Raw genomic sequence first — 12,750 nt, 5'->3', positions numbered from 1 at the left:
GGACTTACGCAAAACCGCCCCAGCGGCGTTATGGCTCCTGGCCTTACACTTGTACGGTCTTCGTCGGCATGCCTTGCCGGGACAACTTTGCGTAAGTCCTGATTAGTGGAAAAATAAGTAAGCAACAAAAATCGCAGCGATAACACCGGCAAAATCAGCGATCAATCCCACTGAAATCGCATATCTGGTTTTACGGATACCGACAGAGCCAAAATACAGTGCGACGATATAAAAAGTGGTATCCGCCGATCCCTGAAAAATACAAGCCAGACGCCCGACAAAAGAATCGACACCATAGGTTTTCATCGCATCCACCATCATCGCCCGCGAGCCGCTGCCGCTCAAAGGCTTCATTAATGCAGTGGGTAATGCAGAAGTGAAATCCGTATTGACGCCTACCTGTGTAAAAAACCAGTTAAAACTGGCGACAACAAATCCCAATACGCCAGAATTTCGCAGTACTCCAATCGCCACTAACATCCCGACCAGATAAGGGATAATCGTCAACGAGGTTTGCATCCCCCCTTTTGCGCCTTCGATAAATGCCTCATAGACATTCACCTTTTTACGCATGGCGCCAAGAATGAACGCAACAATAATCGAGAAGAGCAGCAAATTACTGCTGACCTTAGAGAAAACCTCAATTTCTGCGCGGCTCATGTGCTGACTCAGATACCAGACCATGCCAATAATAAAAGCACTGATGCCACCGAGCCAGGACATCACTACCCGGTTAAATAAATTGATTCGCTGACAAATAGCCACAGCGATCAGACCGACGACAGTTGCGACGTACGTCGCGATCAGACATGGAATAAAAATATCGGATGGGTCTTTCGCCCCAAGAACCGCGCGCTGCGCCATGATCGCCAGAGGAATCAGAGTCAGGCCCGATGTATGCAAAACCAAAAACATGATTTGCGCATCACTTGCCTCGTCTTTTTTTGGATTGAGCGTTTGCAGACTTTCCATCGCCTTCAGACCAAACGGCGTCGCAGCATTATCAAGGCCGAGCAGATTCGCCGAAAAATTCATCACCATGTGCCCGTTCGCCGGATGACTCTGCGGAACACCTGGAAAAATTCTGGCAAAAAAAGGCCCAATAATTTTCGCTAATAAATTGATGGCACCCGCTTTCTCACCAATATTCATGATCCCTAACCACAAGGTCATGACACCAGCCAAAGGCAAAGCAATTTCCATCACACCTATTTTCGCAGAGTCAAAAGTACCATCGATAATCCGTTTGAATACCTCAACATCGCCGAGAAAAATCCACTGCCCTAAAGCCGCGATAAAGCTGATCAGAAAAAAACCTATCCAAATATAATTAAGTGCCATAGCGCCAGAAGATGAGATTGCAAGTGGAATCTTTTTAACATGAAAACAAAGTACCGCCGAATGATTTTTTCGGATTCAGGTATAAGTACGAGGTATAGCAGTAACAGTTTGTTGCAGTATTTTCCTGAGTATTTATTTTCTTTTGTCAGCGAGGGCGAGTCTCAAGACGTTATCTGATCACCCCGTTTCAGGAAAATGACATGTCTAATTTCAGATTTAAAACAGTCTCCGCCATCGTTGCCTGCTTGCTCACTGCTGGTGTCTGGCAGATTGCAGAAGCTCATGATCACGGTTGGCGCCATTGGCATCACGACAGGTATGAAGCAGAGCCAGTCCGGAACTACAATTATATTTATTACCCGTCACGTCAGGTGTATTTCTCGCCACAATCACAAACATGGTATTGGTTAGATGGACGCAGATGGGAAGCAAATAGCCGACTCCCTTATTTCATTAATATCGATGCGCGTTTCGGTGGCATTCCTGTCGTACTGAGCTCACCTCAACCGTATGTGTATCATCAGTACGTCGAACAAAACTATGGCCGGCCCTGGCGCGAGCGTGAGGTCTGGCGGGCAGATCGGTATGAAGAGCATGAGTGGAGAGAGCGACACAGACATCACCACAGAGAAGACTAATGCTTGATTTAGTTGCCGACGAGTCCGGCCGCAATATTAATAGAAAACCCCAGCACGGCAACATTGAAGAAAAAACTCAACACAGATTGTGCCAATACCGTTTTACGCGCGCTATGGGAAGCGACAGAAACATCTGAAGTCTGTGCAGCAACCGCAATCGTGAACGAGAAATAAAGAAAGTCCCAATAATCTGGCATCTGTTCATTATCTGGAAAACGTAATGCTCGCTGCTGTTCCGGAGAATTGTAAAACAACAGCGTGTAATGGAAGCAGAACACCACACCAAGTAAAGCCCAGGAACCCAAGACGGTGACTCCTGCAAATATGTATTTAAGCGCCCGCAGGTCTGGTGCTAAGGCGCGGGTGCCGGTCAGTTCTATCACAATCGCCACAAGACTGATCGTCGCTGAAATTGACAATAAGGCGAGGACAGCAACCGCACTGTTATCTTCTTGCATCGCCATCTCGCGGACATGGTAATTTTTTGCACGAACCATCAGCCATGCCATCAAAGCGAGATACGACCACACGCCGATATTCCAGCAAAATAACGCACGCGTTGAAAATGCCCAGGTCTCGGGTAAAAATACTGCCACTATTGTCGCGATCAAAAAAGTAGCCACCAGACGTGGCCTGTGCAATAAAAGATTACTCACTGTTTCCGACCTTTATATATATTTGTGAACATGTATCAATAGAAACTTTCAAGATGGGGTGTAGTATAGCCACTGAGATAAGTAGTTCGCCTGGATGTATGCAAAGAAAGCACGATCACTCTGTTGCAAAATGTAGATTTTTTTAAATGAAGAACATTTCGCGTTTCCAAATATCCGGCAATATATGTGATGAGATAAGCACCTGAATCGGGAGCCTGCAAAATGAACAAACATAGTCATTACTTATCGCTGAACAAGGTTACTACCGGGATGATACTGGCAGATGACTTGCTTGATAAGGTCGGTCATATTCTGCTTCCTGCCGGAACAACTTTAAGCGAAAACATGCTGCATTCCCTGGCGACGCATGGAATCAGTCAGCTATGCATAGAGAAAGACAACACCCCCAGCCCGGACGAGCTGGAAGAGCGTCAACATAAAATTGAACGTATTCCATTGTTGTTTCGGAAGTATCCTGCCGAAAGACCTCTGAATTTGCTACAAAAATACATACAGCATTACCGCGAAGGAGACTCAACATGAAAACAGATGTTGAAAAAAATGCGCTTCTGCAGGACATGATCAAGCATATGAAAGATCTGCCAATGCTGCCAGCCGTTGCGCGTGAGCTGGTCTCCGTTCTGGAAGATGAAAACAGCAGTCTGGATTTAATCAACGAAAAGATTGCGATGGACCATGCCATCACTGCCAAGGTACTGCGTCTGGTCAACTCATCACATTTTGGTGTTAATTCAAGGGTAGTAACGATTCAGCAGGCAACTGCCTTGCTCGGTGTTGAAAAGATCAAGAATCTGGTCCGTCTGACGATACTTGCCAACCGCAGCTCTGCATCTTACTGCGAGGGATTTAATTTTCAGGCTTTCTGGCGACACAGCGTGGCAACCGCCATTTGTGCTGAATTAATTTCCCGGGCACTTCACATGAAACATGATTTTGCGTTTACTGCTGGACTTTTGCATGACATTGGTCGCTTGGTTCTGGTGACCTATTATCCTGAAAAATATGCAGAAGTCATTAAGCATCGGCAACTCAAGGATTGTTATTTGCTTGATGCGGAACGTGAAATCATGGGCATAGACCATGTCGATGCGGGGCTGGCACTAGCGCAGCAATGGTTTTTTGCAGAAGCAATTCAGGATGCGATCAGAGGCCACCATTGCCCGGACATAGCCGGTATACATCCACTGGCATCTGTTGTCCACGTTGCAGATGCTGTTGTGCATGCGCTCGATCTCGCCGATGAAAAAAATGATGTTGTCCCCTTGCTGTCAGCACATGCTTGGGATACGCTAGCCCTTAGCGAAACAGAGTACCTTGGCATATTCCGTGAAACCGAAATGCGGGTTGAGGCACTGAATCAGATTTTAATTTGAACACGATTATTGACTCATGTACCTGGATAAAACGATTTTGGAACAATTGATGTATTTTAAAGATGCGAAATACCGGATCGACGATATTCATTTATTTCGCGATATAACTGATGAAAATCTTCAGCTCATCCGGAATATCATCAAAGACTGTCCGATCGTAAAAGCAAGAGCCGGACAAATCGTACTGGATGCAAACAGCTCAGGCTCCCGGCTGTTCATCGTACTGAATGGCGCTCTCGGCATCACCAAGCTCAATGAAGACAATAATCACATAGAAAATTCCATCACACAGTATCTGCCGGGGGAATGTGTCGGTGAAATATCCGTGCTGGATGAGGAAATTCATTCAGCAACAATTTCTGCATTATCCGATAGCGACCTGCTTGTCATTGAAGCTGAAACCTTATGGCAGCTGATCGATCAATCTAACGGTGTGGCACGTAACCTGTTGCAACTTTTATCGTTCAGAATCCGTACTGCAAACGCGCAAATCCGCAGCAGACAAAAAGTCGGCGAATTCTATCGCCAGTTATCCATGGTTGACGGCTTGACCGGACTGCATAACCGCGCCTGGTTGAATGCACAGCTACCACCGATGATAGAACACGCACATGTGAGTGGTAATCCACTCAGTATTATTCTGGTCGATCTGGATCATTTTAAACGCTTCAATGACGAATACGGCCACTTGCTGGGCGATGACGCATTGCAAACAGCGGCTAAGGTATTGAATGCGGGATTAAGGCCAACCGATTTTGCCGCTCGCTACGGTGGCGAAGAAATGATCGTCATTTTGCCGGGAACCACTCAAAAAGCGGCGATAGGGGTAGCTCAGCGTTTGTGTACCCGCTTGAGCAAGACCAAAGTATTCCCTGATGCAAAAAAGCCGCTGCCACATATTACGGGTTCTTTCGGCGTTGCGACACTTCAAGCAGAACAAGACTTTTTGCAATTGATTTCAGTCGCCGATGCGGCGCTTTATCGCGCGAAAGATGCAGGCAGAAATCAAGTGGCGGCATGATCGTCTCGCAGGCACAAGATGAAAAAAAGGGTTCGATATTCGAACCCTTTTTTATTTCAAACGGCTGCTTTCATCAGAAGCTGTAACCAACACCGAGCGTCACAACAACAGGTCTGAAATCAATTGTCGTTTTGCGCTCAATACTGCCAGTAATCGCCGTCAGATCGGTCTTCACTTTCGCTGCAACAATAGCACCGGTGACGGACCAGCGATCATCAAATTGATATTTGATACCGACTTGACCAGCAAGACCAAACGACTCTTTCAAACTCAACTTTGTCGGACCACCGGTAGCGATATCATTCGATGGTGTTGTAGTTGCGTCAAAAAACTGTGTGTAGTTAAGACCGAGACCAACAAATGGACGTATCTTTTCAGATGGCGCACCAAAGTTGTAGTTCACGAACAACGTCGGCGCCCGTTGCTTAACTTTTGCAATGACTCCGTACGGCCCCATCGTGCCACGACCATACACTTTGTGCTCAGGAGGTAAGCCAGCAGTAAAATCGAGATCAAAGTGATCGTTCAATTTACGTGTAAAACCAAACATCAAGGTCTTGCCGTCACCAACGGTCAAGCCCGCAGGCTGTGGCGTCAAATAAGCTGGGCCATTACTTGTAAAATCCGGCGAGTCGGAATGAATCCAAAGTCCGATGACGCCAGCTTTCACTGTGTTGTCGTAAGCAAAAGCGGAAGAAGCTGACAAAGCTAACGCCAGTGCTGCAATCATTTTAGTTTTTTTCATGGTCATTCTCCCGATTATTTAGCCAGAACTTGTTGGAAGAAACCACGTGCTGCAGCATTACAGAACGGTGGAACCAAAGTGCCGTGATACACACTGGCGACAGCAGTAGCCGGATCTTGTTTTGCTGCAACCGCAGCAGCAATAACACCTGCTTTAGACTGAGCAAAACCAACTTTTGCGGCAGCAAAAGGATCCGCTGCGCTGGTTGGATTTGTATCCACATCGAGCGTTGTCAGATATGCACTTGGGAAACCTTTGGCGAGGAAAAATCCTGCTGTAGCCTGTGTGCTGGCAAAAAACACTGTAGGATCGCTGCCACCACCGCATAACATGACAGGGACGTTTGGAACGTAATTACGCAGATCGTTTTTGACTCCGGCTTTCCGGAAAGCGTTAGCTGGTGAACAATTCAACGGATCCGCCGGATTTGTACCACATGGATTTTTCTGAGCATCTGCAAGGTAGGCATTGCGATAGCTCGTTTTAATCAGGTTACCATCACCAAAAAATCCACTGAATGCCGGTGTTGAAGGACCTGGCAACGAGTCTTTAGCAAACATAGCTAAAGAAGGCAATTTACCTGTGGTGAACAAATCGGTCATTGTTAATCCGCCTGGAATCAGGGTTTCAATTCCTGTGGCATATTTATCTTCATAAATCTCATTCGCCGACGCGTAGATGTTGCCATAAGATTTCTGCCATGCTGTTGTTATCATTGGCAAAAATACGGTGCCACCTGCATTCGGACTACCCGCAAAAACCGCATCACCCAATAAAGCCATCGCATACGGACCAGACATACCAGCTAAGGCCGAGACTTTAAATTCAGACGCATATTTTTGCTGCATAGCACGTTGCGTTGCCATAGCTACGTGACCGCCCTGAGAATAACCAGCGATGACTAACTTACCTGAGTCCTGCGCATTAATTCTTGGAAATGCGGCACGGGCAGCACGTAAAGAATCCACCATATCGTCAGCTTGTTGATCCGCGTTCAGATAAGGATGATAAGTCAGAGAAGATACGTCGTAACCGGCAAAATTTGAAGCAACAACGATAAAGCCTTGCGCTGCATACATTGCAGCAACCAGGGATGCTTCCGAGTTATCTCTCAAATTAGCCATGTTGAAAGACTTCTCAACTGTTGTGCCGTGAGCATATAACAATACTGGACGTGGACCAGTACATGCTGGGTCACTGCCAGAAGGAACCATAATCGCGCCTGTTGCATCAGTTGCTTCGTTTGCACCGCCAACAGTTGCGTATTTCATATAGTAAGTGGAAATTTCACACTTAGGAGTACCGGTCACCTGTGTCAAACCAGGCTTTTTGGCTTCCAGCATTGCTTTAAAGACGACTGGATCTAATTTTGTGAGCGCTGGACCACTTGCTTGTGGAATTGGCACAAGATTAGGTGGGTTTGCATATAAGGTTCCGCGGGCAACCGAAGTATTGATAGCCGGGCCTTCGCTGCCACTGCCACCACAAGCCGATAAAACGGCTGCGGACAACAAGCTGAGCGCGATTTGATAATGACGCATGAGTGTCTCTCTCCTATAAGAATTTGTATGTAAGTTACTAAAAACGCTGACTTAAAAGATAAAGGAACGAGCGTTCTAAAAACTTACCGCGTAGTATGTCACCTGCGCAGATGTATTAATAGCTACATTGATAAATATAGAGGAAACATTCTTAAAATGTTTACACCCTAAATGGAATAATAGATGTAGATGAATTGACAGTATAAATTCACAATTGTTTTCGGCAAAGGGGCTTGGCCGTTAATCTTCGCAAAAGCGAACCACATCTGAAAATATTTCCAGATGAAACCAACGGTTCAGACTGGTCTGAATCGGAAATTCACAGTCTTGATGCAGGGCGTAGTCCAGTGCACTTTCAAGACTCTCTCCCTGAAACAATTTACTTAACACTGCCCACTCCGTCTTTTCCAATCGATGGACTTGTGGTTTCCAGTTCTGTCTTACGATCAATCCATAGTTTGCTAGCTCTGTCAGCAATGGAAAAGCAATAGCATCGGATTGTTGGTGCGCAAGCCAGATATCAAGCCCGCGCAGGGACGATGCATACAAACTCACCGCTGGATGACTCTGTAAAATTGCAGAGGATAAATTCAGGCCACGCGACACTGTTGCTTCGATAAACACCGGTAAGCTCAAAGCCGGAGAGTTCGCCGCATAATACGAACGATGCAGTTGCCACTCTAATCTTGCGACGTCTGCAAAATACGGATAATCAGTATTGCTTTCCGACATTGTCAGGTACAAAGGTAAATCTGCACCAAACTCATTCAAATCACCAGACTTCGAAGGATAGGCATATCCATACTCACTTGCCATTTGCCAAAAAAAATCATTCCCAACAAGTTGATGTAAAACCGGATAAGCATTTTTTAACGTGGCATACCATATGGCTGCCAGATTATTGCGGCAATATGAAAACCTTCTTAGTGACAATTCGGTTAACGGCAAATCCTCGTTGACCGTACTTTGTCGTTGCAACAGTGCCCCCGCAAATTGTGCCTGTACGCTCGCAAGGTCACGCGCCGTCATACGAGTCCTTTAACCTAAGTGGCCTGGTTGACCCGGTCTGAATTTGCATTGCTTTTTCAGCTTCACCGAGCAAAACAGATAGCGCAGGAATATCTGTGTCCCATTCGATCAGCACCGGGACATCAGAGCCTAAGCTTTCGCATACCTGCGCGTATAACTGCCACACTGGCTCCGCAATACAACAACCATGATTATCAATCAGACAGTCATCCACCTGTAAATGACCGGCTAAATGTATCTCTCCCACAGAACCTGCAGGTAGTGAAGTAATGCAGTCAAGAGCCAAGAGCGCGCTCTCGTGGTGATTTACCTGATTCACGTATAAATTATTAATATCAAGCAAAATGCCGCATCCCGTGGATCGCACCAGTTGGCATAAGAACTCAGCCTCACTCATCTCATCATGCTGAAAACGAACATAAGTAGAAACGTTTTCAATCAATACACGCTGCTGCAACTGATTTTGTAAATGATCAACCCGATCGCAAAACAAGTGCAATGATTCCCGGGTCAAAGGCATCGGTAATAAGTCGTTCAAACTTCGTCCGGCTACCGCGCCCCAGCACAGATGTTCGGAAACCAGACAAGGCTGGATATATTCGATCAGTCGTTTCAGCTTTGCGATGTGTTCTTGTTGAAATCCATGTGCAGAGCCCAGCCCAAGGCCAACGCCATGCAAGCTGACAGGATAGTTTTTACGTAACTGCTGTAAAACATGAAGATCGTACCCGCCGTCACCAAAGTAATTTTCCGCATGCACCTCCAGCCATTGAATATTCACCGGCGCAGTCAGAAAATCCTGATAGTGCTGCGTACGCAGGCCTACACTGGCGCCGACAGGATGAGGACACATGGACTCGGAAAATTTTCCGTGCATATCTGCAGGATCAACTGAATAGATGTAACGAGTAATTAAGAGCTCTTAGGCACATCAGTTTTTCCACCCATTTTTTCGCACGTGCCTGCCGGTACTTTTTTCCACTCATCAGGATCATTGTCTTTCTTGGCCTGACCCGCGCAGGAATGCGAGCCTGATTTCGACGAACAATCGTTCTGCCCCGCTTTAGCGATACCGTAACACTTCTCTTTCTTCACAGGCTCAGCCGCAGACGCATGGGATGAGCCGATCAAGCCTGCAAGTGCGGCGGTAATTATTGCTTTATTCTTCATTTGTATATCCTGAAAAGTAAAATAGTCTGATGTCAAGATGGCGCATTACAATCCCTGAGAACGACATCTGACCACAACAAAAATAACAAAGGACATCATCGGGTGCAAATAAAAAGTCAGCCCGGCTCACCATATCGAGTAATAGTAAAATCAAATCGGGGTGGCGACAATGTTTTACTCAGTGATGAATTTTATCGTCTGTATGCTGGCAAAATATCAGTTGTGTATGAAACGCGCAGTCAGATCAGGCAAATTCCCGACTCAGCTTGAATTGGTGTATGCTGCGCCCTTTTTTGAATGCCTGAACGGAGATCCTATGCAAAAACTGAGTTTTAGCCTGAATGGCGAATTTGTAGAATTAAACCAGTTACTGAAATTAGTCGGCATCTGCGAAAGCGGCGGCGCTGGCAAAGTCATCGTTGCCAGCGGCGATGTCAGCGTTGACGGGCAACAGGAATTGCGTAAAACAGCCAAGATCCGTGCAGGTCAGGTTGTCCGCCTTGGTGATGTAGAAATACGCGTCCTCGCTGACTGATATTAATCAGGCAGACGCTTTTTCCTGCACATCACCAGAGATAGAATCTGCCGTCAGATTCGCCATAAAACGGGCAAGCATATTGTCCATCGTATCAACATGATGTTCAAACCAGTGCGGCAACTCTTCAGCAAGACGCGCCGCCAATTCATTATCGCCCTCATCTTCAACACGGCGACGCACCTCGCGCATCACTTCCAGCACGGCTTCGTGTTCTTGTCGATGACAACCCGCAGGTGGAAATGCCGTTTCTTCCATCCAGCGATTTTCCTGTTCAAAATGTTCAATCGAGTGCGCGATCAGTGCATCCAGACGCTGAATAAATGTATCAGGATTATTTTCAGATAATGCCGCGCATAATTCGACGAATTCATGATGAATATCGTCCATCGGTGCGTAACTTAAATTCAGCCGGTCCGACCAACCCCAGGTATTTTGTGTCATGTTTTTTCCTGTGCAATGAAGTAGCGAGATTATGGCTGATCAGTTCAAAGATTGCTTGCGAAAGATCATCTGACAAATAAAAACAGCGCACTTAAAAGTGCGCTGTTTTGAGAAATGTATTAACTACTTCGCTGCTGAGCGGCAATATGACCAGTTAAGCTGTGGTATTGATATTCTGTCCAAGATGCGGCGGAAGATTTTGCACCTGATTCGCATTCGGAATCGCCTGAATTAATGCGGTAGCGTTTTCAGTCTGGAGATCCATTGCTTTTTTTAACACAGCAATACTCACTGCCTGGCTGGTACCAACATCTGCGAGCGTCGTTGCAACATTTGCTATACCTGTAACATCCATGACAATTCTCCTTATCAAACGTTTTTATTAACGGCTGAAGATAAGGTTTACTTTAATTTTATTTTAAAGATGTCGAAAAATTTTTCTCGTGCAATTCCGCAAGTATCCATTTCAGCACATCTGTCGTCTTGTTTAAATCCAGCCAGGCCAGGCCAGGGCGAAGATTCTCTGGTGCGGCCACATCCGAAGCAACTGCAACAATATGCGGATCGTCAGGAAAAATGGCAGGTTTGCCAAGCGCCGGGCGATACACTTCGATTTTGGGAATGGCTTCCCATTTATATCCTTCAACAAAAATCAGGTCAGATGCTGACAATCTTGGCAAAATATCCATCAGCGCTGGCTCACTCTCTCCACGCAGTTCGCGTGTCATAACATAACGATAAGGCGAAACCAATAAAACCTCTGCCGCGCCGGCGGTGCGAAAGCGCGCACTATCTTTTTGGGGCGGTTCAATAATGATGTCATGGTGACTATGCTTTACCACATTGACACTATGACCAAGAGTACACAACTCCTTCACCAGAAATTCCAGCAGCGTCGTTTTTCCGCTGCCTGACCATCCAACCACACCAAGTATGTTCTGAGCCATCTGCGGCACCCTAAAATAATAGTAGCGCCAGTATAAACATATCTGTCGCAAACAAAAGCAGAGTCAGCGCCCTCCCTGTTTGATTGTGAAATTGCAATGTAGTCATGTAGTAACAATTCAATGGCAAACTTCTGTGCACCGCAACAATCGACAAAAATTCAATATGAGAGTCCTCTCAAGCAAGCTTGCCATCATTCTCGTTTTCATCAGCAATCTGCTCAGTTCTGTGGTTTATGCTCAGGACAACCAGATTATTATCGGGCAGGCCATTGATTTATCTGGCCCGAATGGCAGTATCGGCCGCGACTATGTGGCTGGTATCACCACCTATTTCGATAGCATCAATACCAGTGGCGGCATTAATGGACGAAAAGTGAAGTATCTCGCCAGAGATGATCAGGGCATCCCGGCACAATCGGTCAAAGCAGTCGCTGAACTACTGGAAAAAGATAAAGCAGAATACATGCTGGGCGGTATCGGTGCACCAGTGACCGACGCCGTTGTCAGCTCACCTAAATTTGTACAAAGTGGACAAACCTTGTTTGCACCATTGATAGGCTCTGTCAAAAGCTATGGCAATCGTGTCTTATTCTGGCGCCCCAGCCCTGAGCAGGAAATGCAATATATTTTCTCTTACTTTGACAAACTCGGCATCAAAAGCGTCGGCATCGCTGTGCAGGAAAACAGCGTCAATCAGGACATGTTTCAATACGTGAGTAACGAAGTGAAAAAACGCAAAATGCAGATGAGCGGCATTGTGCACATCAATAATTCTCCTGCCGATATTGAGCGTGAATCAGCCGCATTGTCGAAAGCAAATCCGAATATCGTCATCGTCGTCGCAGATACCTTGAGTACAGGCCTGTTCTTAAAGGAATTCCGTAAATATGCGCCAAGAACATTTGTCGCCGGGATGTCACTGACCAACCTCGATACGCTGGCAGAAGTCGCCGGTGCCAAATCACTGGAATGGACCGTGTTTTCGCAGGTCATACCAAATCCTCAAGGCAAGAAATCCATCGTGCAGATCGAGCACAGCAATATGATGAAAAAATTCCGTGACGAAGATTTATCCTCACTGACATTTGAGGGCTTCGTCGTCGCCAAGACCCTCGCAAAAGCGATTCAGTTATCAAAATCAGGTAAAGACGGTTTGCAATCCATCGCCAACCAGAAATCGACGATGGATCTGGGAGGCATACTGCTGACCCCGCACGAAGGCAGTTACCGGATGTCTAGTTACGTTGACATTGCCTTATTCCGCAAGGGCGGTGGCCTGATGTTCTGAT

16 protein-coding genes are annotated in these 12,750 nt (G+C 46.3%); 6 read left to right on the top strand and 10 right to left on the bottom strand.

Annotation, left to right across the window (positions count from 1 at the left end; genetic code table 11):
- Positions 1-102: 102 nt before the first annotated feature.
- Positions 103-1,341, bottom strand: a complete 1,239-nt coding sequence (locus H8K26_RS12890) for a nucleoside recognition domain-containing protein (protein ID WP_190480025.1) — start codon at positions 1,339-1,341, stop codon at positions 103-105.
- Positions 1,342-1,541: 200 nt separating this feature from the next.
- On the opposite strand from H8K26_RS12890, the gene H8K26_RS12885 reads away from it, so the two are divergent.
- Complete coding sequence (locus H8K26_RS12885; RefSeq protein WP_190480024.1) at positions 1,542-1,979, top strand: hypothetical protein; 438 nt, start codon at positions 1,542-1,544, stop codon at positions 1,977-1,979.
- 8 nt (positions 1,980-1,987) lie between these two features.
- Here the strand turns inward: H8K26_RS12885 and H8K26_RS12880 are convergent, their stop codons facing one another.
- Positions 1,988-2,635 (bottom strand): DUF1345 domain-containing protein, encoded by a 648-nt coding sequence (locus tag H8K26_RS12880; protein ID WP_186898005.1) that lies wholly within the window; start codon positions 2,633-2,635, stop codon positions 1,988-1,990.
- 222 nt (positions 2,636-2,857) lie between these two features.
- On the opposite strand from H8K26_RS12880, the gene H8K26_RS12875 reads away from it, so the two are divergent.
- Genes H8K26_RS12875 through H8K26_RS12865 form a run of 3 tightly spaced genes read left to right on the top strand, consistent with a single transcriptional unit; the run spans position 2,858 to position 5,050 of the window.
- On the top strand, positions 2,858-3,178 hold the full coding sequence (locus H8K26_RS12875; RefSeq protein WP_190480022.1) for a hypothetical protein: 321 nt from the start codon (positions 2,858-2,860) through the stop codon (positions 3,176-3,178).
- The gene (locus H8K26_RS12870; RefSeq protein WP_186898004.1) at positions 3,175-4,029 is read left to right on the top strand and encodes an HDOD domain-containing protein; all 855 of its coding nucleotides are present in this window, start codon (positions 3,175-3,177) and stop codon (positions 4,027-4,029) included. Before H8K26_RS12875 ends, H8K26_RS12870 begins: the two co-directional genes overlap by 4 nt.
- Positions 4,030-4,078: 49 nt before the next feature.
- A complete protein-coding gene (locus H8K26_RS12865; RefSeq protein WP_223827012.1) occupies positions 4,079-5,050 on the top strand; it encodes a GGDEF domain-containing protein in 972 nt (323 codons plus the stop codon).
- A gap of 73 nt (positions 5,051-5,123) precedes the next feature.
- Here H8K26_RS12865 and H8K26_RS12860 read toward each other — a convergent pair whose 3' ends face one another.
- The 5 genes from H8K26_RS12860 to H8K26_RS12840 all read right to left on the bottom strand — a co-directional run bounded on the left by H8K26_RS12860 (position 5,124) and on the right by H8K26_RS12840 (position 9,535).
- Positions 5,124-5,795 carry an OmpW/AlkL family protein gene (locus tag H8K26_RS12860; protein ID WP_186898003.1) on the bottom strand — a complete coding sequence of 224 codons (672 nt, stop codon included), beginning with the start codon at positions 5,793-5,795 and terminating at the stop codon, positions 5,124-5,126.
- Between the two features lie 14 nt (positions 5,796-5,809).
- On the bottom strand, positions 5,810-7,336 hold the full coding sequence (locus tag H8K26_RS12855; protein ID WP_190480020.1) for an alpha/beta hydrolase family protein: 1,527 nt from the start codon (positions 7,334-7,336) through the stop codon (positions 5,810-5,812).
- A 240-nt stretch (positions 7,337-7,576) separates the two neighbouring features.
- Positions 7,577-8,365, bottom strand: coding sequence for an HvfC/BufC N-terminal domain-containing protein (locus H8K26_RS12850; RefSeq protein WP_190480018.1), 789 nt, complete (start codon positions 8,363-8,365; stop codon positions 7,577-7,579).
- Entirely contained in the window at positions 8,352-9,218 is an 867-nt protein-coding gene (gene bufB / locus H8K26_RS12845) for an MNIO family bufferin maturase (protein WP_190480016.1), read from the bottom strand. Before bufB ends, H8K26_RS12850 begins: the two co-directional genes overlap by 14 nt.
- A gap of 59 nt (positions 9,219-9,277) precedes the next feature.
- Positions 9,278-9,535: a BufA1 family periplasmic bufferin-type metallophore gene (locus H8K26_RS12840; protein WP_186885198.1), complete on the bottom strand. Its 258-nt coding sequence runs from the start codon at positions 9,533-9,535 to the stop codon at positions 9,278-9,280.
- A 316-nt stretch (positions 9,536-9,851) separates the two neighbouring features.
- Between H8K26_RS12840 and H8K26_RS12835 the strand changes: the two genes are divergently transcribed.
- Positions 9,852-10,070, top strand: a complete 219-nt coding sequence (locus H8K26_RS12835; protein WP_190480015.1) for an RNA-binding S4 domain-containing protein — start codon at positions 9,852-9,854, stop codon at positions 10,068-10,070.
- A gap of 6 nt (positions 10,071-10,076) precedes the next feature.
- Here the strand turns inward: H8K26_RS12835 and H8K26_RS12830 are convergent, their stop codons facing one another.
- From H8K26_RS12830 to mobB, 3 genes are all read right to left on the bottom strand, one after another.
- Positions 10,077-10,514, bottom strand: coding sequence for a hemerythrin domain-containing protein (locus H8K26_RS12830; protein WP_190480013.1), 438 nt, complete (start codon positions 10,512-10,514; stop codon positions 10,077-10,079).
- Between the two features lie 154 nt (positions 10,515-10,668).
- Positions 10,669-10,869 (bottom strand): YjfB family protein, encoded by a 201-nt coding sequence (locus H8K26_RS12825; RefSeq protein WP_186885196.1) that lies wholly within the window; start codon positions 10,867-10,869, stop codon positions 10,669-10,671.
- Between the two features lie 58 nt (positions 10,870-10,927).
- Entirely contained in the window at positions 10,928-11,461 is a 534-nt protein-coding gene (gene mobB / locus H8K26_RS12820) for a molybdopterin-guanine dinucleotide biosynthesis protein B (protein ID WP_186885195.1), read from the bottom strand.
- Positions 11,462-11,624: 163 nt separating this feature from the next.
- On the opposite strand from mobB, the gene H8K26_RS12815 reads away from it, so the two are divergent.
- Positions 11,625-12,749, top strand: a complete 1,125-nt coding sequence (locus H8K26_RS12815) for an ABC transporter substrate-binding protein (protein WP_222610843.1) — start codon at positions 11,625-11,627, stop codon at positions 12,747-12,749.
- The last annotated feature ends 1 nt before the right edge of the window (position 12,750 follow it).

Source organism: Cognatundibacterium aquatile (assembly GCF_014699135.1).
GTDB lineage: Bacteria > Pseudomonadota > Gammaproteobacteria > Burkholderiales > Burkholderiaceae_D > Undibacterium > Undibacterium aquatile.
Note: the sequence above shows the minus strand (reverse complement) of the source record. Positions and strands in the feature narration are given on the sequence as shown.